This is a genomic window from Acinetobacter sp. 778_lipA (assembly GCF_058242985.1).
In genome coordinates this window covers 3,251,022-3,274,988 of record NZ_JBZAYT010000001.1, presented here as the reverse complement: position 1 = coordinate 3,274,988, position 23,967 = coordinate 3,251,022, and the positions used below count along the sequence as shown (strand labels likewise).

Annotated in this window: 20 protein-coding genes; 10 read left to right on the top strand and 10 right to left on the bottom strand. The window is 39.8% G+C overall.

Annotated features, from left to right (window positions below; translation table 11 throughout):
• Entirely contained in the window at positions 1 to 1,269 is a 1,269-nt protein-coding gene (locus AC4CUY_RS15520) for an acyl-CoA dehydrogenase family protein (RefSeq protein ID WP_336951897.1), read from the top strand.
• A gap of 395 nt (positions 1,270 to 1,664) precedes the next feature.
• Here the strand turns inward: AC4CUY_RS15520 and AC4CUY_RS15515 are convergent, their stop codons facing one another.
• Positions 1,665 to 2,720 carry an ABC transporter substrate-binding protein gene (locus tag AC4CUY_RS15515; protein WP_490774368.1) on the bottom strand — a complete coding sequence of 352 codons (1,056 nt, stop codon included), beginning with the start codon at positions 2,718 to 2,720 and terminating at the stop codon, positions 1,665 to 1,667.
• Positions 2,721 to 3,006: 286 nt separating this feature from the next.
• Here AC4CUY_RS15515 and AC4CUY_RS15510 point away from each other — a divergent pair, with 286 nt between their 5' ends.
• The 4 genes from AC4CUY_RS15510 to AC4CUY_RS15495 all read left to right on the top strand — a co-directional run bounded on the left by AC4CUY_RS15510 (position 3,007) and on the right by AC4CUY_RS15495 (position 10,635).
• Positions 3,007 to 4,830, top strand: a complete 1,824-nt coding sequence (locus AC4CUY_RS15510; protein WP_490774367.1) for an ABC transporter ATP-binding protein — start codon at positions 3,007 to 3,009, stop codon at positions 4,828 to 4,830.
• Positions 4,827 to 6,659: an ABC transporter ATP-binding protein gene (locus tag AC4CUY_RS15505; protein WP_490774366.1), complete on the top strand. Its 1,833-nt coding sequence runs from the start codon at positions 4,827 to 4,829 to the stop codon at positions 6,657 to 6,659. The genes AC4CUY_RS15510 and AC4CUY_RS15505 overlap by 4 nt, the downstream gene beginning before the upstream one ends.
• Positions 6,660 to 6,825: 166 nt before the next feature.
• Positions 6,826 to 9,318, top strand: coding sequence for a TonB-dependent receptor plug domain-containing protein (locus AC4CUY_RS15500; protein WP_490774365.1), 2,493 nt, complete (start codon positions 6,826 to 6,828; stop codon positions 9,316 to 9,318).
• A 54-nt stretch (positions 9,319 to 9,372) separates the two neighbouring features.
• Entirely contained in the window at positions 9,373 to 10,635 is a 1,263-nt protein-coding gene (locus tag AC4CUY_RS15495; protein ID WP_490774675.1) for a lipase family protein, read from the top strand.
• Positions 10,636 to 10,762: 127 nt separating this feature from the next.
• Here AC4CUY_RS15495 and AC4CUY_RS15490 read toward each other — a convergent pair whose 3' ends face one another.
• On the bottom strand, positions 10,763 to 11,854 hold the full coding sequence (locus AC4CUY_RS15490) for an LLM class flavin-dependent oxidoreductase (protein WP_419327116.1): 1,092 nt from the start codon (positions 11,852 to 11,854) through the stop codon (positions 10,763 to 10,765).
• 317 nt (positions 11,855 to 12,171) lie between these two features.
• Here AC4CUY_RS15490 and AC4CUY_RS15485 point away from each other — a divergent pair, with 317 nt between their 5' ends.
• Positions 12,172 to 13,242: a sigma-54 interaction domain-containing protein gene (locus AC4CUY_RS15485; RefSeq protein ID WP_419327117.1), complete on the top strand. Its 1,071-nt coding sequence runs from the start codon at positions 12,172 to 12,174 to the stop codon at positions 13,240 to 13,242.
• A gap of 42 nt (positions 13,243 to 13,284) precedes the next feature.
• On the opposite strand, the gene tatC is transcribed toward AC4CUY_RS15485, so the two are convergent.
• The 7 genes from tatC to AC4CUY_RS15450 form a co-directional block, all read right to left on the bottom strand.
• Positions 13,285 to 14,022 carry a twin-arginine translocase subunit TatC gene (gene tatC / locus AC4CUY_RS15480; RefSeq protein WP_004717500.1) on the bottom strand — a complete coding sequence of 246 codons (738 nt, stop codon included), beginning with the start codon at positions 14,020 to 14,022 and terminating at the stop codon, positions 13,285 to 13,287.
• A complete protein-coding gene (gene tatB / locus AC4CUY_RS15475; RefSeq protein WP_004823389.1) occupies positions 14,019 to 14,435 on the bottom strand; it encodes a Sec-independent protein translocase protein TatB in 417 nt (138 codons plus the stop codon). Before tatB ends, tatC begins: the two co-directional genes overlap by 4 nt.
• Before the next feature lie 13 nt (positions 14,436 to 14,448).
• Positions 14,449 to 14,664 (bottom strand): Sec-independent protein translocase subunit TatA, encoded by a 216-nt coding sequence (locus AC4CUY_RS15470; protein ID WP_004823388.1) that lies wholly within the window; start codon positions 14,662 to 14,664, stop codon positions 14,449 to 14,451.
• Between the two features lie 96 nt (positions 14,665 to 14,760).
• Entirely contained in the window at positions 14,761 to 15,516 is a 756-nt protein-coding gene (locus tag AC4CUY_RS15465; protein ID WP_336951890.1) for an ABC transporter ATP-binding protein, read from the bottom strand.
• Positions 15,517 to 15,546: 30 nt separating this feature from the next.
• Positions 15,547 to 16,335, bottom strand: a complete 789-nt coding sequence (locus AC4CUY_RS15460) for an ABC transporter permease (RefSeq protein ID WP_490774364.1) — start codon at positions 16,333 to 16,335, stop codon at positions 15,547 to 15,549.
• The gene (locus AC4CUY_RS15455) at positions 16,335 to 17,174 is read right to left on the bottom strand and encodes an ABC transporter permease (RefSeq protein ID WP_315074354.1); all 840 of its coding nucleotides are present in this window, start codon (positions 17,172 to 17,174) and stop codon (positions 16,335 to 16,337) included. The genes AC4CUY_RS15460 and AC4CUY_RS15455 overlap by 1 nt, the downstream gene beginning before the upstream one ends.
• Positions 17,175 to 17,177: 3 nt before the next feature.
• Positions 17,178 to 18,251 (bottom strand): ABC transporter substrate-binding protein, encoded by a 1,074-nt coding sequence (locus AC4CUY_RS15450; RefSeq protein WP_336951889.1) that lies wholly within the window; start codon positions 18,249 to 18,251, stop codon positions 17,178 to 17,180.
• Between the two features lie 316 nt (positions 18,252 to 18,567).
• Here AC4CUY_RS15450 and AC4CUY_RS15445 point away from each other — a divergent pair, with 316 nt between their 5' ends.
• From AC4CUY_RS15445 to AC4CUY_RS15430, 4 genes are all read left to right on the top strand, one after another.
• A complete protein-coding gene (locus AC4CUY_RS15445; protein ID WP_419359770.1) occupies positions 18,568 to 19,701 on the top strand; it encodes an LLM class flavin-dependent oxidoreductase in 1,134 nt (377 codons plus the stop codon).
• 191 nt (positions 19,702 to 19,892) lie between these two features.
• Positions 19,893 to 20,720, top strand: coding sequence for an energy transducer TonB (locus tag AC4CUY_RS15440; protein ID WP_490774363.1), 828 nt, complete (start codon positions 19,893 to 19,895; stop codon positions 20,718 to 20,720).
• A gap of 27 nt (positions 20,721 to 20,747) precedes the next feature.
• Positions 20,748 to 21,488, top strand: coding sequence for a MotA/TolQ/ExbB proton channel family protein (locus tag AC4CUY_RS15435; protein WP_096734860.1), 741 nt, complete (start codon positions 20,748 to 20,750; stop codon positions 21,486 to 21,488).
• Positions 21,488 to 21,892: an ExbD/TolR family protein gene (locus tag AC4CUY_RS15430; protein ID WP_004717481.1), complete on the top strand. Its 405-nt coding sequence runs from the start codon at positions 21,488 to 21,490 to the stop codon at positions 21,890 to 21,892. The genes AC4CUY_RS15435 and AC4CUY_RS15430 overlap by 1 nt, the downstream gene beginning before the upstream one ends.
• Positions 21,893 to 22,216: 324 nt before the next feature.
• Here AC4CUY_RS15430 and AC4CUY_RS15425 read toward each other — a convergent pair whose 3' ends face one another.
• Complete coding sequence (locus AC4CUY_RS15425) at positions 22,217 to 23,806, bottom strand: ABC transporter substrate-binding protein (RefSeq protein ID WP_336951886.1); 1,590 nt, start codon at positions 23,804 to 23,806, stop codon at positions 22,217 to 22,219.
• Positions 23,807 to 23,967: the final 161 nt, after the last annotated feature.

Here is a 23,967-nt window from a genome sequence, read left to right as displayed (position 1 = left end):
ATGAACGATATTCAGCAACACAATTTTTTAGAATTAGGCAGTATAAGACATATTCAAAGTGAACAAGAAGCATTGGATATTGCCAAGGCAGTAGCAAAACAACTGACAGAATTTGCCCAAGATCCTCAATATAACAAAAGTGTTCCTTATGAACAGGCCCGCCTAATTTCAGAAGCAGGTCTGACAGCGATTATTGTTCCTCAACAATTTGGTGGTTTAGGTGCGAGTATTAGCACATTGGTCAATGTGGTAAAGATCATTTCATCTGCAGATGGTGGTGTGGGACAACTTCTACAAATTCATTTCACCATGTTTCGAGGAATTTTAACGGGTTATGAGGATGATATTCGCGATCAATTATTGCGTGATGTATTGAGTGGTAAACGTTTAGGCAATGCACTCGCAGAAGTGGGCGGAAAAGATAAATTTCAGCATAAGACTCGTGTAGAAAGAAATTCACAAGGGCAGTTAATCTTAAATGGCAGTAAATTTTATTCCACAGGCTCTTTATTGGCTGAGTGGATCTCTTTATTTGCAGGCAGTGATGATGGACCTGTTTCGATCTTGATTCATCGTGATACGCATGGGGTAGAACTGCTTGATGATTGGGATGCAATGGGGCAAAACAATAGTGTCAGTGGTACAGTCAATTTTAAAGACGTTATTGTCGATGAACGCTATGTTGCCAAGCGCAATACTGGTGGTTTAGGGACAGTGCTACGCACAGGTTTAACTTGGCCTCAGATTTTGCATGCAGCTATGGATACAGGTATTGCCAAAGGTGCACTTGAAGGGGGGATTGATTATTTGCAACAGAATGCTCGTCCTTGGGTGGAAAGTGGTGTCGACTCCCCGACACAGGAACCGCATATCATTAAGCAAATTGGCGAGTTTGCAGTTTTGGTCCGTTCAGCAGAAGCACTTTTAGATCGCTCAGCAGCGATTTTTGAGCAGCATTTAACCAATCTGGAAGATGAAGCTTTACAAACTGAATTGATTTTATCTGTGGCTGCCACACGGAGTCAGTCCGACCATGCATCTTTGAAAATTTCCAGTGAAATTTTTGGCTTACTTGGAGCAAGCTCTACTTTGTCAAAATGGAATTTAGATCGTTTCTGGCGTAATGCACGTACGCATACCACACATGATCCGATTCGTTGGCGTTTATATCATGTTGGAAATTATTATTTAAATAATATTCCACCTGGTGAATATAACTCTGTACTTTTAAAGAAACAGGCTGAAAATGTGACCAAATTTAAGTCATAATTTGAGTTCGATAAAAATATGCTATTCGTAAACCTCATCCACAACTGTTTGAGGCAGTACTTAATCGCATATTTTTTGCGATTGATTAAACGAGCTGATGGTGGGCAGTGAGTTTTACGGTGAGAAGCAGCACTCTGCAAGATGCTTTTCTTGCAAAGTTTGGCGTCTCATTTTCCCGGAACAAAAGTAGCGTGAGCCGTTGACTGATTCTGAGGCTAGGTAAGAGCTGGTTAAGAACTTCAGTAAGACGCCATTAAGATAATTGTTATTCATGAGCATAGCAGTGGTTTATGCGTTGAGAATAGTCAGAAGCTTTTGTATAGGAGGATGTCTTAAATTTGAAAGCTGAAAAATAAAAGGTTGTCATTACGACAACCTTTTATTTTTTCGTATTGTTAAGCCACTTGTGCATGAATAGCAATGTCTTGTGCTAGCCATTCACGAACATTAATTTGAGCTGGAATAAACTTCCAGCGATAGAGAAAGTCACTGAGGTCTTGTAAGGCAATAATCGATGTTTCATCAAAATTGGTATTCAGTTTGAGATGTGCATCTGCGCCATAAGCTGCATGAACCCATTGTTCACTGCTATTACATTCTTTAGCCAGATAGCGGTGAGTTTCATCTGCATGCACATGCGCCCATTGTTCAGCTTGTAAAACCGCATCGACAATGGATTGAGCTTGTTGTGGATATTGCGATAGAAAATCTTCATCCACAGTTAGTGTTCGAGGGGTACCATTATTTGAACGTAGGATAGGGTCGGGATGTGAACCAATATCAATAATGGTATGCAGGGCAAAATCATGGGCAATTTGTGCTGCATGTGCACCTTTTAAAAAGATGGCATCGACATCCCCTTTGATTAAAGCCACAATCTCTGCACTTGCGCTCAGTTTATTACGATTGCTAAAGAAACTCGAATCATTTTCTTCGGTATGATTTTGCTGTTGCGCCACTAATATATCAGCACGCAGACAATCCACCAGTTCCAGATCACTGACCTTAAGATTTACTGTTTTTAATGCATTTTCTAAACCGCGAATGGCTTGAGCACGAGAGAAATCGATGATGGCATCATGATTGAGTGGGAGCCCAAAGCGTTTACCTTTTAGATCCTCAACCGTCTTAATTTGGGAATCATATCGAGTCAGCAGTAATTGGACTTCATCTGCCCAAGATAAACCGATGACTTTGGTTTTTTGTCCAGAAGCATATGCCCAAATTGCAGGAATACTGCCACCATGCCGAACTGAATTGGCAAGGGTATGGTTAAAATGTGAGTTACGAATCTCTTTTGAGTTCGATTCACGAATTGATTTAATTTCAATTTGTTGCTCAATAAATTTTTCTTTTAGCCAGCCTTTTTGAATCGAGATTCCGAGCCCTGTAGGAACTGGACAGCGTGTATACCAAAGTGTATTCAATGGTTGCGTTTGAAGTGTTGTCATTGTGACATCCTGTTGTGATTTGAATGCTTTAAAGCAATATTGATGCCATTGTTTAACTTGTTGATATTTAAAATATATTTTTAATATCTATTTTTGTGATGTTGATATATCAAATATTGTTGCAATAACAACAGATAACAAGTGCGGATGTTTTAAATCAAACATCTCATCAAACATGTTTTTTAAAAAAATAATATAAAACAGTAGATTAAAATATTTATGCCTTTGAAAAATTTGGCATAGATCTCGCAGTGAGCTATAGATCTTTAGTTGTTGTTTTATTTTTATGTTTAAAAATTATCCACTGCTGCGAAGTTTGGCCTTATATCGTTTTATGCCATTTCGCTTTGTATTGACGGCAACATTATTTGTCCTTGCCAATTTTGGCTTAGCACTACAGCAATATTCAATCGGACATGCGATTGATACGCTAAAACACAGCCAACCTGAACGTTTATTTCAGCATGCTTTTACAGATCCGTTAAATCCGTGGTTTTGGTTTATTCTACTGACGAGTATCGCTTTACTTCGTGCCATTATTCAATATTTAGCGGGTTTAAGTGCCTTGACGATTGGACAGCAATTGTTAAGTATTTTAAGAGAAAGAATCTTTAGCCAAGTCCAGCATTTAGATGTTTCATGGCACTGGAAACACGGATTAGGTGAAGTTTTATCAAGAACCACCCGAGATTCAGATAAATTAAAAGAAGCTTTGATTAATTTTTGGCGACAAGTGTTTGAATCCAGTCTAGTGGTCGCCGCAACAGTCGGATTGTTGTGTTGGTATCATCCTTGGTTGGGGATCGTCCCGCTTATTTTTATTTTTCTAGGCCTAGCAGTGCTGTTTAAACTGACCAATCAGTTGGTGGTGCTGGATCATCAAGTTGCCTATGCCTATGAAAAAGTCAGTGATACTTTGGCTGAAAGCGTCAATGGCATTCGAGTGGTCAAAGCCTTTCAACTTGAGGAAAAGCTCTTACAACGTTTTGATGCAGCAGTTGATAGCTTTATTCGTCATTCTATTCAAACCATTCGCACCAGTGCACAACGCTTACCGATTCCTCAAATGATTATTGCCTGTTCCTACTTATGGGTGATTGGGTTTGGTGGCTACTTAATTGGACAAAATCAATTACAGATTGGGCAATTTGTGGCTGCTGTACTTATGGCAAATTTATTGGTGTTTCGTATTGAAAGTATTGGACAGGTCTTACATATTTTTGCAGATGCACGTTCATCGGCAACTCGAATATGGCAAATGCTAGATGAGAAATCGGCAATTGTAGATGCTGCACATGCTTTGCCACTACAAGGGGATGCTGAAGGGGATGAAGGTTTAAATATTCGACTGGAAAATGTCAGTTTTCAGGATCGAAACACAGAAAAGTATATTTTAAAACAGTGTAATGTTGAATTCCGAGCAGGTGAAATCGTCACCATTGTGGGGAAAACTGGAGCGGGTAAAACCACACTGATGAACTTGCTCAATCGTTTTATCGATCCAACCGCAGGGCAGGTCTGGATTGGTTCAGATCAACGCGGTTGGCTCAATCTTAAAGATCTGAGTTTGGTTAACTTACGTCATATGGTTCAGATTATTCCGCAAGATAATTTCTTTTTCTCAGGAACCTTGGCGGATAACTTAAAAATAGCCAAACAGGATGCGACTGAACAGGAGATGCGAGACGCGTTGCATTTGGCTTCAGCATCTGAACTGTTACAGCGACTCGATGCTGGTCTGGAGACACCAATAGGGGACAAGGGAGTCACCTTATCTGGAGGGCAAAAACAACGGATTGCACTGGCACGGTCAATTTTAAAAAACTCGCCAATCTTGGCGCTTGATGATTCAACCAGTGCTTTAGATTCCACTACAGAAAAACAGGTGTTACAGCGTTTATCAGGCTTGGCTGACAATAAAAATCAGCTCAAAAGAACCATCCTGATCAATTCAAATAAACAGACCACGATTTCTTTATCAGATCGCATTATCGTATTAGATCAGGGACAAATTCTTGCTCAAGGGAGCCACACAGATTTGCTCCAGCATTGCGAATTTTATCGGGAGTTGATGGGATTTCAGAAAGCGCAACAGGAGATTCAAGCATGAATACCACGGTTAAAAATTTCCAACCGCTGACGAAAATCTCTGATCTGCAGATCGAAGAAAACTTAGCAAAAACCGCGCTACATCGCGGAATGTTAAAAAAACTCATTCCTTTGCTTTATCCGATTCGTTATTTAATTCTAGCCATGATCTCAGTAGAGATCTTACAAGTGCTGAGCATCTTTGTACGTCCATGGGCAGTCAAGTACATTTTAGATTCTGGATTTCAGCAAGTGGGTGGGAAACTGGTGTTGTATCAGCCAGTACTTTTTATAGCAATTGCTATTCTGGCATTCAGCTGGGTGTGTCGTTTTGGATTAGCGGGTATATCAAAATACTTGTCTGGAAAAGCGGCTTTAAGTGTCATTAATGATCTAAGACGTTCATTATTTCAACATATTCAAGCTTTAAATATTGGTTATTTTGATCGAACTAAAGCGGGCCGAATTATTTCACGAGCGGATCGTGATGTCGATACTTTAGAACCAGTATTGATACAAGGACCACCTGAACTACTTTCTTCGATTTTACGTTGCGGATTAGCATCTGTGCTTTTGTGGCATATTTATCCCCCATTTTTCTGGTGTTTATTTGCAACTTTGCCGATTTTATTGACAATGACTGCAATATTTAAAAAGTCATCACAACGGCATTGGGGACGGGTTGCCGAAGAACGCAGTCGATTTACTGCACATTTGGTTGAAACGGTAAATGGCGCCAAAATTATTCAGCAATTGAATTATAGTGAAACCAATCAACAGCGCTATCAGCAGCTCTTAAAAGATTTTAATGATTCTATTATTTATGGAAGTAAGCGGACCAGCTGGTTTGCCCCATTTACTGGATTGCTTTCGACAGTGGCAACCGCAGTTTTTATTGTGATTGGAAGTTATGCTTATAGTGAAGGTGTCATCAGTATTGGACAGTTTGCCGAAAGTATTTTTTATGTGTTTTTATTCTTGGCACCTTTACAGGAATTGACCGATTTATTTGAGCGTTATGCCAATGGTGCAGCGTGTGCACAACGGATATTTCTACTTTTAGATACCCAATCTAGCATTCAAGATGCACCACATGCGTTGAAATTAGGGCAACTTAACGGGCATATTCGTTTTCAGTCTGTACATTTTGCTTATACCACCAAAGCTGTTTTACAAAATTTTGATTTAGAGATCGACGCTGGAACGGTGGTTGCGATCGTGGGGCCTACAGGTCATGGTAAAAGCACGATCGTTCAGTTACTGACACGGTTTTATGAGCCTCAGCAGGGTGGGATTTTCTTAGACCGTTATCCGATACAGGATATTCATCTGGACAGTTTAAGACAAAATGTCAGTATTGTTTTACAGGACAATGTCTTGTTTAGCGGCACAATTTTAGACAATTTACGTTTAATTCAACCCGAAGCTACAGATCAACAACTGATTCAGGCGATTGAAGAACTTGGTGCAGATGATATTCTAGGACAGCTTCCTCATGGTTATTTTACTGAAGTTGGAACACTCGGAAAAAATTTAAGTCATGGGCAACGCCAACTTGTTTGTCTCGCACGTGCATATTTGGCTGATCCTAAAATTTTAATTTTAGATGAAGCGACCTCTGCGATTGATATTTATACGGAACAGAAAATCCAATATGCCCTTCGACGCTTATGTAAAAATAGAACCTGTATTGTGATCGCACATCGCTTAAGTACCATTCAAGAAGCAGACAAAATTGTGGTGATTGAGAATGGGGCTGTAGTGGAACAAGGTTCTCATGAACAACTGATTCAACAGCAACAATCTTACTATCAGTTGTATCAATCTTATTTACACAATCAACTTGTATAAGCTTATGCGCCACGAGTAAATCTGTGGTTTTATAAACATTTTTTCGAATCATTGTTTAAATATAAACAATGATTTTTTTATTTTTAATGACAAGTTTTTGATATTCAATAATAAAAATTTTGGCATTGGCTTTGCTATATCGGTGCAGATCGTTAAGGAAGCTTATATGCGTACATATTTTTCTCAATTCATTCTTCATTCTTCTGTTTTTGCGTTCAGTACACTTACCGCCTCAATCACTTTGGCAAATGAACAAAGGCCTGTATCAGAAAAAGAGGATGTCGTGACATTGCAATCAGTTGTTGTAACGGGTTCTCGGCGAGCTATCAATAGTGCTTTAGAGGCTCCTGCTCCAGTAGACATTGTGACAGCCAAAGAACTACAAGAAACAGGGGCAGGTGATCTTGCAGCTGCATTAACACGCTTATCGCCGTCAGTGAGTTTACCAACATCACCTGCGGGTGGTTTCGGTGCATCGGTGCCGCCGAGTATTGCATTGCGAGGTTTATCTGCAGATCAAACCTTAATTTTGATCAATGGTAAACGTCGCCATACAGCGGCTTACTTCACTCGACAAGCGTATGCTGGGGGGAGAGGTGCTGCGGTAACAGATTTAAGCCTAATCCCGATTAGTGCCATTGAACGTATAGAGATTTTACGAGATGGTGCCGCAGCTCAATATGGTTCTGACGCGATCGCGGGCGTGGTTAACATTATATTGAAATCACGTGATCATGGTGGTGGCGTGAGTTATCAAACTGGAGGCTATACACAAGGGGATGGTGAACAGCATAAAATCAATCTTTGGAAAGGCTTTGAATTACCCAATGATGGTGCTTTAACTGTTGCTGTAGATTTAGGAAAGCGTGAAGCTGCAAGTAATACTGCACCAGATACGCGAACATTTTATGATGGTTCAACCCAAGCCCAATATACCGAGCAGAACACACCATTTAGAACTTGGAAATTTGGTTCTCCTGAACAAAAAGACCAAATCAATATCACTGCGAATTTAGATTTACCTTTAACTGATGAAATTGCCTTGTATGGTTTTAGTAGTTATGGGCATCGTAAGACCATCGGGGAAAATTTTTATGAACCTCCAACCACCAAAACAGTACTGAATCAATCCAGTTATTTTAAGCAACGTTATCCTGATGGACGCTCACCTTTGAGTTTAGTCAGTGTAGATGATTTTGCGACCACGTTTGGGGTTAAACAAGGCAACCAGACTTCAGGAAAATATGACCTGTATGCCACTTATGGACAAAACAAAGTCAGCACTGAACAAGGCAATGGCATTAACCCAAGTTATGGTGCAGATTCACCCTCTGATTATGATTTAGGGGAAAACATTTTTGCCCAACTCAATACAGGACTGGACTATAGTCGTGATTTTGCAATTGATGGTTTAGCCAGTCCATTGACTGTTTCGACGGGAGCGCTATACCGTTGGGAACAATATAAACAAAATGCAGGCGACCCCATTGCTTATACCCGTGGACCCTATTTTAATCCAAGTACGGCTTTAGGTACGGGTATCCCAGGTATATACGCGGGTATTACAGATCAAGACCAACGCAAAATTAGTCGAGATGTGTACGGCGTTTATTTGGATCTCGAAACCGATATTGTAAAAGATTTAAATGTTGGTGCTGCTATTCGAACAGAAAAATATTCAGACTTTGGTTCGACAACCAACGGCAAACTCTTTGCCAAATATGATATCTCTCCGCAGTTGACCCTTCGTGGATCTGTCAATACAGGTTATCGCGCACCGTCATTAGCCCAGCAAGGATACTCCGCTTATAGTGTACAAACGGTGCAAACTCCGACAGGTTGGCAAGATGTACAGCAAAGGACTTTAGTTGCGGGAAGTGACGCTGCTTTACTGATCGGTGGAACTTCACTTAAGCCTGAGAAATCGACCAATTATTCTTTAGGTTTGGTACTCAAACCATTTATCAATACTTCTGCAACTTTAGATCTTTATCAAATCGATATTCGAAATCGTATTTTACTTTCTGACAATATTACTGGTAGCGTGATCAATAATGCTTTTGCAAATACACCGTATGCAAATATAGCCAATGTGGCGTTTTTTAATAATTTATTAGATACACAAACGCGTGGTTTGGAGTTCGCGTTAAAACATGATCTTGATCTTGAACAATATGGCAAGTTAAAGCTGAATTTAGGCTTGGCTTATCATAAAAATAAAATCACTGACAGCCGAGACTCAATCACTGCAAAAGGTGAGCGAATTCCAGTCTCCAGTATTGCTGGTCGAAATACCCAAAGCCTAATTGAATCTACAGCGCCAAAAACCAAATTAGCATTGGGGGCACTTTGGTCAAATCAAGCGTGGAGTATCAATGCCGCAGTCCGTCGTTATGATAAATGGACTACTTTAAATAATACCAATACTTCATTGGATCAGACCTTTGATCCGCAATGGATTGCTGATTTGGACTTTGGCTACAAAGCAGATGCGTGGGTAAAAGGGCTAAAATTCAATCTGGGCGCAAATAATTTATTTAACAGTTACCCAGACAAAGCCAAAGACTCATCTGTAGGGAACATCGTCAAATACAGTTTTAATGCGCCAGAAGGTGCCTTTGGAACGTATTTATATGGCCGTGTAAGTTACGACTTTTAAATTAAAAAATAAATTTTTTAAAACAGTTTTTAAATAGGTTTCAAGATCATGAAAATGCAAAATACGTTTATATCTAATGTGGTTAAATCCGTTTTTGTCGCAAGCATACTAACGTCTGCTGGAATGGCAAATGCCCAGCAAGCCCCTCAGCCTGAAGATCGTTATGGGGATGGACGTGTTTCAGCATTTTATACATGGAAAGCTGCGATTCCAGAACAAGCTGGAAAACTCTTAAAGACAGAGGACATCAGCAACCCTTATATCCGTTTGGACAATGATAGTACGGCCATTCGTATTTTATATAGTTCAACAAGTGGACGGGATAGTAAGACCCCCATTGTGGTTTCTGGGACAGTACATCTTCCTAAAGGTACGCCACCGAAAGAAGGTTGGCCTGTTGTGTTATGGGCACATGGTACGGTTGGTCTAGCCGATGCCTGCGCACCTTCTTGGAATGGACGATCTTATCGAGATGTACAATATTTAAACCGATGGTTAAAAGAAGGATTCGCTGTAGTAGCAACTGACTATGAAGGACTTGGTGTGGCTGGCCCGCACTTGCTGATCAATAATCCAATGCTTGCTTATAGTATTTTAGACAGCGGTCGAGCTGCGCTTAAAACGAAATTACCTCTAGCTAATCGTTTTGTTATTGTGGGGCAATCTCAAGGTGGGGCGGGGGCTGTTTCAGCTTCAGCTTATTCAGCAACCTATGCGCCAGAGTTAAATATTAAAGGATCTATTGGCACAGGGGTGATTTATCAGGACCCAGAGGCAACAGCTGAAAAGAATCAGTTAAAGTTAAATCCTTATGAAGTTAGTCCATCCTTAGCATATGGTATTTATAGTTTTCTAGTGACGCAAAGCTTATTTCCTGAAATCAAAACTGAAGATATTTTTACCACTGAAGCAGTGCCTTTGGTGGAACAAGCAAGAAATGCCTGTTTGACCAGTTTTATGGGAGATATTCAAACAGCAGGACTTTCACCTGCGCAAGCCTATAAGGCGAATCCACCATCGATCTATAAAAAATTACAGGAAAAACAATCCAATGATTATGGCTATTACCCGACCTTAAAAATCAATCATCCATTATTTATTGGCACTGGGGCAAATGATCGTACACCAGATGCACGTAATCAAATGAAGTTGGTGGCGGATGCCTGTAAGGCAGGTACAGTCGTTGAAGGGCATTTGTATCATGGATTGGGACATAGTGAGACAGTGAATGCTTCCCTACAAGATTCTATTCCATTTGCCAAAAAGGTCATTGCAGGGGAGAAGATTCAGTCCATTTGCAAACCAGATTTACAATAGAAAATCAGAAGAAAATAACCATCCCTCATAATGATGCTCATGGTTATGACAAGACCTTAAATTAGCAAGCAATAAAAACCGCTCATTCAATCCGATTAAATGAGCGGTTTTTATTTAGCTTGAGGACTTAGGCAATCTGTTTGTTTCGCTTGGCCGCCTCATCTCGTACCGCAGGAATAATATAACGACCATAGTCCACAGTATCGTAAATTGGATCATAACCACGATTTAAAAAGGTGGTGACGCCCAGATCTACATAATCAAGTAATGCGGCAATAATCGTATCAGGCGTTCCGACAAGGGCGGTGGTATCACCATAGGCCCCAACTGCGCTTGCAGTTGGCATCCATAAGGCTCGGTCATGGCGATCACCTTGTTGTGCTGCTGCCAGTAACCGTTGTGAACCTACGCCTTTAATTTTATGTCCCGAAAGTGAACCATTATTTTGGAAAGTTGGATTTTGCTGAATATCAGCTAAAATTTGTTGTGCACGTTGCCATGCGAGTTGTTCTGTTGGCCCAATAATAAGACGTACTGATAAACTGACCTGCGGCTGTGGTTTATTGGCTGCTTCTGCTGCCTTTTTAAGTTTATTTATCTGCTCTTTCACGCCCGCTAAAGGCTCACCCCAAAGAGAATAAAGATCTGCATGACGCACTGCGATATCGTAGGCAATATCTGAAGAACCGCCGAATGAAATCGGAATAGAAGTTCCATTGACCGGTTTTAAAGGGCAGAAAGCATTTTCCAATTTAAAGTATTTGCCTTCATAGTGAATCGGTTGCTCACTTTTCCAAAGCTTTTGGATGATATCTAGATATTCACCTGTGCGTTCATAACGTTGAATTTTATCAACAATATCATCACCTTCTTGCGGTTCAGCGGTAATTCCCGTAATGGCATGTAAACGAATGCGTCCTCCGCCAGTGGTATGGTCCAGTGTGGCAAAGGAACGTGCAGCCAGATTAGGCGTCATCAGCGCAGGGCGATGTGCAATCATAAATCCCAGTCGTTCAGTCTGTTGTGCCAGATAAGCTGCGATTTGAGTACTATCAGGGCTACTTGGTCCATTGGCGATTAAAACTTTATCAAAGCCTGCATATTCATGTGCACGAGCATGATAGCGTAAATATTCGAGATCAATTTTATGACCAACTCGGGTCCCTTTGGTTTCAGACCATTGATTTGGAAAAACCATACCCACAAACTCTATGCTCATCATTTAACCTATACTATAAATTTTAAATAAAATAGCAAAATAGATGCCAAATAGAGAGGAGAGATAAAATATATAATTTTTTCAAAAATATTTTTGTAAGCTGTTTATATATGATCAATTGATAGACATATTGTTTAAAAAGCAACATTGCATAAAAATAGAAATATATTGATTATAAATGGATAATAAAAAACGTCTATAAAATCATTCAATATATAAATTTAGGATTAAATATCTGTAATTATTATTTATCAGCTTTGTAATAGAATTGTACTATTCTATTTTAATATCCTCCTCAGCTATTTAAAGGGTTAATTATGAAATCCTATTTGGATAATGATTATAAAGTAATTACCTTGCCTGATAATGGTGTGCCAATTAAGCCAATAAGAGCAAAAGCGATTATATTTTCTGATCAAAACTCTCGTAAGCTATTAAGCCAAGTTGAAACCATTGCACCAAGTTCTGCCAGTGTGATCATCCAAGGTGAATCAGGTACAGGTAAAGAATTAATCGCACGTGAAATTCATTTGAAAAGTGATCGCCAAAATAAGCCGTTTCTTGCTGTCAATTGTGGTGCTTTAGTTGAAACACTTGCAGAATCTGAATTGTTTGGTTATGAAGCAGGCGCATTTACGGGTGCGCATAAGACACGCCCTGGTATTTTTGAAACAGCCGACGGCGGAACTTTATTCTTGGATGAAGTGGGTGAGTTGCCGTTGTCTTTGCAAGTAAAACTGTTACGTGTATTGCAAGAAAAGGAAGTTGTTCGGGTCGGTGGACGTAAACCGATCCCGATTAATGTACGCATCTTGTCTGGTACACATGTTGATTTGCGTAAAGCTGTCGCGGAAAATAAATTCCGTTTAGATTTATACTATCGCCTAAATGTGGTTGTGCTAAATATTTTACCATTGCGAGAGCGTAAGGGTGACATTTTGCCTTTGGTGGATTTTTTCTTAAACTCCTATTCGCAAAAGATGATTACGCCGAAACCCAACATCAGTGATCGCGCCAGAAATGCGCTACTCAACTATAGTTGGCCGGGGAATATCCGTGAGCTTGAAAATAATATCCATTATGCACTGCTCATCAGTGGTGGCAAAACCATTGATATTGAACATTTAAGGTTTTCAGAGGAGGGTGGCTCAAGCGTTTTACCAGATAATGATTTGATTCAAGAGTTTGAGGATGTACTCAAGCGTTTATTTCAAGAATATGAGGGTGAAGCATGGCACATCATTGAAGATAAAATCGTCAATACCGCTTTTTCAAGTTGCTGGAATAATCAGGTTAAGACTGCAAAAATGTTAGGACTGTCGCGCAATGTTTTACGTAATTTGTTATCAAGATATAATTTATTACCAAATAAAAATGAAATTGTTTAATTGGGCTGTGCAATAGAAACATCCATTTTACCCATGGATGTTTTATTTTGGGCTGGTCATTTTTGTGATCCATAAACCCAGTTCAAACAAAAGCCACATTGGTACTGCCAGTGCAAGCATGCTAAAAATATCAGGGGGTGTAATAAACATTGCGATAAAGAAAAACAAAACAATGATGTGTTTACGGTAATGTTCCAATTGTTGAATAGAAAGAATACCAATAAAAATAAGAATATAGGTGAGTACAGGGATTTGAAAGGCGATACCAAAAGCCAGAAAAAGCTTGAGACAGAAATCAAGATAACTGTTGATATCAGTCATCGGTAAAACATTATCTGGTGAAGCTAAGACAAAGAAGTTTAACGCCAAAGGCAGAATCAAATAATAGGCAAATAATAGGCCAAGATAAAATAAACCGATGCTGGAGAGTACAAGCGCCACGCCAAATTTTCTTTCACTTTGATATAGAGCAGGTGCAATAAAGCGCCAGAATTGATAAAGAATAAAGGGAATCGCCAATAAAATTGCAAAATAAATATTGAGTTTAAAGGGCGCTAAAAATGTACTCATCACATCTGTAGCTATCATGGTTGAATTTTTAGGCAATCGGGATATTAAGGGTTGAGCCAAAAAATGATAATTGTGTTGTGCAAGGGGCAATAATAGTAAAAAAATAGTTAAGACTGTAGCAATGCTATAGATCAAACGCTTTCTAAGCTCTTTTAAATGTTCGCTATATTTCATTTCAGTGAGTGTTTCACTGAGTATTTGTTCGGTCATGCAGCTTGATCCTCACGCAAGATATTGGATGATGTTGTGTAAATTAAAAAGGGTACTTTTAATTCACGCGCAGAGATTTGATAAACATAATCATGTGTGGGATAAGGGGGCGCTTGATGTGCTATAGCAACAGCGCTATGTACACTTTGGATTTCGTGTTGCATTTGTGCAAGCTGCTGTTTGAGCAGCTCTTCGTTTTGTTTTATTTTGAGCAGCTCTTCTTGCATGATCCTTTTTAGTTCAAGCAATTCCAGTTCATTTTCTAACTCTAGCTGGATTTTGTTAAGATTATTTTTAAGGGCTCTATATTTAAGTAATCCCACCCTTAATGTTTGAGGGAGCTTTTCAGGTCCCAATATAATCAGTGCAATAACAGCAAAAGCCAAGAGTTCACCAAAACTGATATTGAACATAATGATTTAGTACTCACCGGTTAGTGTTTTTTTCTTTATTTAAATCGAGATGATGGATTTCTTTAGGCTGATTTGTTTCAGACAGTTTTTGATCATCAGAATGAACCGAGTCTTTAAAATCTTTAATTGCACCACCTAAATCCTTACCTAAGTTTTTAAGTTTTGATGTACCAAATAATAAAATAACGATCACGGCAAATAATAATATATGCCAAATTGATAAACCCATTTCATATTTCCTTAATAATTTAAAACTTGTTGATATAAATATCATGCTTGAATATATTTTCTAAATAATATTTATATCGATGAATATTCGATTTCATTATGCGCTATGGTCCAGCATATTGAGTGCTTGATTACGATAGTTAAATAATAATTCGCTGTCTTTATGTCTTGGATGGATCAAAGGAACTTGAATGATTTCTTTAATTTTTCCTGGTCGAGCAGACATTACGATCACGCGATCACCCAGATAAACTGCTTCTTCTATATCATGTGTAACTAGAATCATGGTGATCTTTTGATCTTGCCAAATACGTTGTAATTCAGTTTGCAGATGGCTACGTGTAATTGCATCTAAAGCACCAAAGGGTTCATCTAAAAGTAAAATATCAGGCTGATTAACCAAGCCTCGTGCAATCGCTACCCGCTGCGCCATACCCCCCGATAGCTCATGTGGATAAGCATTTTCAAAACCTTTTAAACCCACCATTGTAAGATGTTCTGCCACACGGGCATTTTTTTCGGCACGGCTTAAGTCGGTTTCTTCGAGCGCTAAATGAATATTTTCGGAAACACTGAGCCAAGGCAATAGACGGTGCTCCTGAAAAATTAAACCTCGTTTTAAATCTGTCCCTTGTATTGGTGTTTGATTCAGTAAAATCTCACCTTGATAGTCTTTATCTAATCCTGCAATTAAGCGCAACAAGGTCGATTTACCACAGCCACTGCTTCCGACAATAGAAATAAATTCTCCTTGTTGAATATCGAGATGAATACCATCTAATACGGTGAAAGTGTGTTGGTCTCGATAAAATGATTTATTGAGTTTTTTAATCGAGAGTAAGGAAAAGCTCATATCAATATCCTGAGAAGATGGGTGATTCAGTTAAACACGCCATTGCAGTAGTCGTTTAGAAATCAAGTGAATGCAAAGCGTCATGCCAATACCGCTGAGGGTGACCGTGATTGCACACACCAACAAAATATCCATTTCGGCATTGATTTCAGCTTTCATCATTAAATTGCCTAAGCCTGCACCAGCATTGAATAACAGCTCACTGGCAGTTGTGGTAATCCATGTAAAAGGCACCGCTAAATTCAACCCTGTTAAAATATATGGGAGAGCTTGAGGGAAACGGATTTTTTTAAATTCCTGCCAAAAAGATAATTTGTAAATACGAGCGACTTCACTGTATTTCTGATCATAATGACTTAGCCCTTGAAAGCTGTTAATCACCATCGGGAAAAAAGAAGCAAGCGCAATAATAAAGATTTTTGCCTGCTCACCATTGCCAAACCACAGTGCAATCAATGGGGTTAAACCAAGTAAGGGTACTTGGCGAATGCTATTAAATAATGGTGAAACCAAGGCATTTAAAATTTTTGAATAGGCAAGTAAGGCACCGAGTAGTAGCCCTGTTGTCGAGCCAAGTAAAAACCCCAGTCCAGCTTTTTTAAGACTTCCCCATGTGTTTAACCATAATTCACCTGTTTCAAGCAGCTGAATAAAAGCAAAATACACCTTCTGTAAAGGCACAAATGCATAGGCATGACTGGCGCCTAAACTTGAATTGTATTGCCATAAAGCCAGTAAAAGGAGCGGGAGCAGCAGACCTTTGATCAAGATCAGTGGTTGCGCAAAAGCACTTTTTAAGTTAAGTGGCTGCTGTGACATTATTTCCCCCTTGAACTCAATGCAGGTGATACAAGATATTGTTCGAGCTGACGTAAAGTTTTATCTAAAGCAAAACCAATGATTCCTGTAATAAAAACTCCGACCATGACAACGTCTAAACGTAACATTTGTCGTCCGAGCTCCATCATTTGACCAATGCCAGTGCCTGCAGCAAGTAATTCAACGGCCACCAAAATCAACCAGGCACGACCTAGAGCAATCCGCAGTCCACCGATTAATGGTGGGAGGATGCAAGGGATGATGATGTATCTCAACCATGCTGGAGTTTTTAGTTTGTAGATCTGGCCCAATTCAATATATTTTTTAGGAATATTTCTAACAGCATCCGCTGTTGTGAGTGCGATTGGAAAAAAACAGGCTTTAATAATCAGTAAAATTTTAAATAGTTCACCAATGCCAAAAACCAAAATAAAAATAGGAATAAGCACAAAGATTGGAATTTGATAAAGGATATTGAACAAAATATAGGTGTAATTTCGGAAAGAGCTGAGAGATGCATAGGCAATGCCAAACAAAATCGCACAGGTGGCCGCAATTGAAAAACCCATCAGCAGTCGAGAAAGGCTATCTTTTAAATGCAGTTGGAGTTCACCACTTTGCAACAAGGCAAGAAATGTCTGCCATACCGTTATAGGTGGTACTAAAATTTGGGTTGGAAAAATCTGTAAATAGCTAATCAATTGCCAAACCAGTAACGCCAAGATGGGTGAAAGGAATGAGAGCAAGCGATAGACCTGCTCAGAAGACAATCGCCTCCATAATGGTGCTTTGATCGCCACGATTTTTTTTTCGATAAGCGGATTTACGAGGATTTTCATAACCTAGTTTCCTTGCTTATGTTGAATATCAAGTGGTTGTAAATTTTGAATGGCTTGACTGGTAAACTGAGCATTGAGCAACTCTTCAGCTTTGATTGGCGTTTGAATCAATTGGTTTTTTACAGCATGGTCGATGACTTTTGCATAATGCTGTTTAAGAAAATCCACTTGGTACTCAGGTGACCAATCTTGTTGCCAGTTACTGCTGGTATTTTGACTTTCGCGTTGAATCACACTTAGAGGCTGACCAAATTTGGTTTGGCTTTGTTGGAATTCATCTTGATGCTGTGAAATCCACTGCATTGCCCGTACTGTCGCATCAGCAAGCAGTTGGGTTGTGTCTGGATGTTGATCCAGATAAGTCTTGCGTCCCCATAGTTCAGCACGCATTTTCCAGTCAGCGGGTAGACTTTGCGATGACCAAATAATTTTGCCAAGATGGCGATCTTGTAAAGTGAGCGCATCACTTAAGGTAAAAAATGCATCGACGCTTTTAGCGGATAAAGCAGCAGCTCCCGCCTGTGGATTGAGATTGATGATTTGAAAATCTTTAAGCTTTAAACCTTTGCTCTGTATCAATTGAGCAAAATTAATTTCCCAAGGACGACCACGATGTAAGGCAATCTTTTTACCTTTGAGGTCCTCAATGGTTTTGATGGGTGAATCCGCTGGAACCACCAAATAAACATTATTACCGACTCCGCCAGGGACGACAATTTGTGTTCTAACACCAGTGGCATTGAGTACTACCGCAGGAAGATTGCCATAAAAAGCAAAATCAATTTTATTGTTGATAAAGCTTTCATTGACTAAGGTGGCCACAGCCGCAGTGGTTACAGGTTCCCACTTTAATTCAATATTTTTCTGCTTTAATGCTTTTAGAAAAATGGGGTCCTGTGCAATAAGTTGTGGTACACCAATAAAGTCCAGACCGCCAGAAGTTCCATTGGCCACAACCGCAATACGAAGCTGTTGTTGACTGGTTTTACTTTGGTTTGGATCTTCGGTTTTTTGTACGCCACAAGCAACCAATCCTAAAAGACTAAAACTTAAAAAAAGACCAGAAAAAATACGCATATCATCATAAAAATCTAGAAATATAAGGGGGATAGAGCAAGAACCAAGCCAAAATAATTATTTTATATAAATCAGTTTGTTATGTTTTTATGATTGGTGCTATTTGAATGGATTAAACAGGTTATGTTGTGAAACCGACAGTATTGGATGGATAAGTGTTGAAATTTCAACACCATGTTTAGCTGGGTTTTTATAATATTTAGATAAAACAACAATATAGATGAATTCAATATTGCATAAAAAACGGCATGGTTTCTGCTCATGAGTTGTATCACTCACGATAGCGTGTAAAACCTTTAAATTATTGAGAAGTATTATGTCTGTTGAATTTTTATGGAGAATCCCTGTACATGGGGATGGTCGTCGAGCACATCAGTTACATACACGAGGTGAATGGAACCAGTTGGGCCCAGCAGTACAATCCCCTCAACGTGTGGCACCTCAACATCAAGATGAATTGTTTGCCTACTATGATTATGTACAACAGGTAGCAAAAGCCGCAGATATCGTGGGTTTTCACGGCGCATTGATTCCTGCTTTTCCACATACTGAAGAACCGTGGGTGCTGGCATCGGCATTGGCAAGAGAAACCAAAAGACTCCGACTATTGATTGCGATTCAACCTTGGTTTATTCATCCTGCATACGCAAGCCAAATGGCAGCAAGTTTGCAACGTCTCAGTCAGGGACGGGTCGAATGGAACGTGATTTCAGGTGGCGGTGGGGCACAGCAACGTGCCTATGGTGATTTTATTGAACATGATCAGCGCTATGCGCGAACCAATGAATTTTTAGAGTTTGTAAAAGGGTATTCGCATCAGGCACCTTTTGACTATGATGGAAAGTTTTTCCATGTTGAACAAGGTGGTTTGAAATACCCAATGAATCAATATGACGTTCCTCGTTTGTGGTTAGCGGGAGCAAGTCCAGCGGCACTGCAAGTTGCAGGTCAGCATGCCGATATCCATTTAACTTGGGGTGAACCCGTTGAAGAGCAAAAAAAAGTGATTGAACAGGCGCGAACCTTTCTTGCACAAAATACCCCAGACCATAAGGTAAAGTTTGGTATGCGTATTGATATTTTGGCACGCCCCACACAGGAACAAGCATTTCAAGAGCTTAAACAGATGTATGAAACCATTGCTGTTGATGGCAATGCATTTGAACGTAAAGATACTGAGTCGGTTGGTGCAAAACGTCAGCAGGCTTTAGCACAAGGCAATCGTTTTGAAGACTTATTTGTCAGTCCAAATGTTTGGGCTGGTATGTCAAATGTAAGGGGTGGGCCAAACTGTATTTTAGTGGGGAGCTATGAACAAGTGGCACAGCGCTTACAAGAATATATCGACATTGGTGTTGGGCATTTTATTCTCGCCAGTAACCCACATTTGGAAGAAGCATATCGGGTTGCTGAAGAAGTCTTACCCTTGGTTGGATATAAATTAAAATAATAAGTTTAGATCCCTTTGAGATATCAGAGGGATCTTGTTGTTTCAACAGCATAGAACTGTCTTAAAACCAACAGCTTTGCTGACAAATCGAAGAGTGTTTTTAATTAAATTTATAAAAATTAGTAGCTTATATTGTTGGCATGACTTGTGCAATTTTCAATACAGTATTTTATTTTTTAGTTTAAATTGCCATGAGTGAACGAATATTTAATCCCCATCAGCGGGCGTTGCTATTTGGGCAATATGCATCTGCTTCAACTGCAACTGGCATATCAGACCCATTTACACGACATCATTTGGATGTGAGTCAATCACCTCCAGCAAAATTGAATAAATTGTGGATCGCGATCATTACGGTTGCAGCAGCACATTTGGGTATTTGGTATATCGCAAAACAATTACCGACACCAGCTTTGGACATTGCAAAGCCAGAACCCGTGGTGATTGAAATTGTCAAACCAGTGGAACCACCTAAAGTCATTGAACCTAAAATTCCACCAGTGACGCAAAAACCCAAAATTCCGCCTGTGGTCGAAAAACCAAAACCGATTGCGAAACCTATTGAACAGCCGAAACCTGTTCAAAAAACTGTGGAGCAAGCCAAACCGATTGTAAAACCCATTGCGCAAGACACAGTTCAAAAAACTGAGGAACCTGTTGTAAGCAAAAAACTGAGCGCTGAACCTGCTCCAAAAACAGCAGAACCAGTGAAGCCTGCTGATGACAATTTACCTGTGACAGAAGCCAAGGGGTATGCAGGTTATCTAAGCAACCCTGCAGCAGAGTACCCTGAACAGGCCTTAGAACGTGGTTGGGAAGGCTCGGTGATTTTAAGGGTCAAAGTATTGCCAAACGGTAGCCCAGATAGCGTAACGGTTAAACAAAGTAGCGGCAAAAAACTTTTAGACAGCGCGGCTGTAAGAACAGTAAAGCAATGGAAATTTTCACCGGCCTTAAAAGGTAAAACACCTGTCGAAGGTTGGGTTGATGTTCCAATTCATTATCAATTACCGAAATAAACTATTTTAAATTAAGAGGATATCTACATGACAGACATAAATTCATTAATCCATGACGGCACAATCTGGTTATTGGTTGCTTTCTCCATCGTCACATGGGTGTTGATCGTGGTTAAAGTGGTACAGACACAGAAAGCCAGCAAGCAAAGTAAGGTTTTTGTCGAAGCCTTTTGGAAAGCCAAAAATTTGCCTGAGGCAGTGACTCAATCACAACAAGGTGAAGGCCCTACAGCCCGTGTTGCAAATGCAGGTTTTCAAACCTTGATTGAGGCAGATGAAAAGACTCATCAAGATTTGCAAAACAGTTGGAGTCGTCAGGATTTATTAGAGCGTCATTTACGCAAGCAAATTTTAACTGAACGTCGTCAATTGGAAAAAGGTTCTGCATTATTGGCTTCGATTGGTAATAACGCACCGTTCATTGGACTATTTGGAACCGTGTTTGGGATTATTCATGCTTTACAGGCCATTGCACATTCAGGTAATGCAAGTATGGATGTGGTTGCAGGGCCAATTGGTGAGGCCTTGATTGCTACAGGTATTGGTATTGCTGTGGCGGTACCCGCTGTGTTGGCTTACAACTATTTCATACGTAAAGTTAAAACCATCGGTGCAGACCTCGATGATTTTGCTACTGATTTTGTCAGTTTAAATCAAAAAGCGGGTTTTCAATTACCTGTCGCTAAGCCAAAAAATACCACTGGAAATACTGTAGTCAATCATGATGCATCCAGTAAAGAAGTCAAAGAAAAAGGAGTGTTTGCATAATGGCCGTTTCAACCTCCCAAGAAGATGATGTGGTGAGTGAAATTAACATTACGCCATTGGTTGATGTAATGCTGGTTTTACTCATCGTGTTTATCGTTACAGCACCCCTGTTAACCAATACCGTGAAAGTAAATTTACCCAAGGCTGCACCGACGCAGTCAACGGATCAGAATAAAGCGGTTGTCATTAGTGTTAATCCGCAAGGAGAAATCTTCCTTGACAAGGATAAAGTAACTTTGGCAAGTTTTGAAAAAGAGATTCAGTCACGTAAAAACAGTAACCCTAAATTGGCTTTGAATTTAAATGCCGATGAGACCATTCCTTATGGAACAGTTGCAAAATTACTTGCCAGTATTGAGCGAGTAGGGGTAGAAAAATTATCCGTGATTACCGTACCCAAGTAGTCTTTGGATGCTGAATGAAATAGCTGCTACGGCAGCTTTTTTAGTGCCTAAAGATATGAGTAGTTAAAATAAAAACAGCGTTCAAATTTTGTTGCTTTGTATAAGCATGATTTATATAAGCCTGATTTTTATAAACTGAATATGTACAAAATGAATGTGTTATTCACGATTTTGATCAGCAACATTAAGGTCGTTGTGTTGGGTAGCAATAGTCGGGATGCATCATCAGAGCCCCATACTGGATTGACTTTTCGTCCTTGAAAAGTCAGAAGATCGCTGACTACAGCAGATGCTTGCTGGTGTTAAGGCTCTGCAAATTTTATTTTAGGCTTGATCGGTCCATAATTTCTCAAAACGCCACGTTGGGAAAATAGTGTGTTCTGCCGCTAATCCTCCGATCTGTTTCGATGCAGCATCTATGCTATGGCTAAAACCCCAAATCAGCATTCCACCGCGTTCATGTTGAATTTTTTGTGCCTGAGCCAAATACACTTTACGCTTGGCTAAATCGGGTTCAGCCAGTGCTTTATAAAACAGCTCACTATATTCTGGGTCTTTAAAGTTGACACGATTGGTTGTTGAAATTGGCGCATCATTCACTACAGCAGTGGATAAATAGGGTGTACCCACGTTGGTTGCATTACTGGAGAATTGCCATTTACTTCGATCAGGTCCATTAAAGGTAGCTAAATCAACTTGTTTGACCCGAATACTGACATTGGCTTTCTTTGCTTGTTCTGCAAATATCAGGGCAGGTTGGGCGTTGCCAACGGGGGTAATCAGTTCAACGCTTAAGCCATCTTTAAAGCCCGCTTGAGCCAATAAATTCTTGGCTTCCGTAATGTCTTGTTGACGTTGTGGCAAATTTAGAAATGCTGGATCCTGTGGAGAATATAGATCATTGGCGATGCGTCCCTGACCGTTTAAACCCCGTTGTATCAGCTCTTGACGGTCGGCGATTAAACGAAATGCTTGGCGGACTTTGGGATCATTAAATGGTGCCTGTTGAGTATTAAAGTCAAAACTATTGTGGGTATTGGTTTGAGAACGAACCGTTTGAATATGTTTTGCTTGCTCTAAAATTTTAATGTATTCAGGTGAAATCGCATTTGCAAGATCAATTTGTCCTGCCAATAATGCATTTAGTCGAGAAACTTGATCTTTAAAGTCAATGACTTCAAAACGATCTGCATAAGGCCGATCTGCTTTAAAATAGTTTTCAAACCGAGTAAAGACTGAACGTTGACCGGGGATAAATTCTTTGACTTTATAAGGACCTGCGCCCACAGGGTTATGAATGGGATCAAAATCAGTGGGGACAATACCACCAAAATTGACCCAAGTTTCAGGCAGCGCCACAAAGCCAGCAATTGAACTAATAAAAGGGATGCGTACCGTATATTGATCTAATTTTTGGATACGATCACGATCAATCCATTGCACAAGATTCCGAAAAGGTGAGGCAAGCTTTGGATCTGTTAAACGTTGCAATGAAAAAATGACATCATCTGCGCTGACGGTTTTAGCATGATGAAACTCTAAACCTTTACGCAGTCGTATGGTCCATTCGCTGGCATTATGATTAGGTTCTGCAAATTCAGCCAAAGCAAGACGAGGAAGCATGTTTTCGTCCCACTCCCAGAGCTTATTATAAATCGCAAATCCACGGGTAATCCCACTTCCTGAAGCTGAAAGGTGAGGGTCAAGGCTACCTGATTGTTGTCCACCAATCAGCCCTAATCGAATTGTTCCACCATGCTTAGGGGTACTGGAAAGTGAACTTTGGGAGTCAGCGCTAGGTTGTGGAGATTGTCCACAAGCAGATAAACCACTGATTAAAGAAACGCCACCGAGCGCAGTAAGACTCTGGGTTAAAAATTTTCGACGTGAGAGTAACAAGGTTTCATGTGTCATTAAAAATACTCAGTTAGAACGTATCCAGAGGAGATTGCACAATGAATGCCAATTCTTTTTTATATTTTTCTAATATTTATCAATTAATTATAAGCATTGTGTTTTTTGTCACTGTTGCTTTTTCAGCATTTCTGTTGAAAAAATAAACATGCATAAAAGTT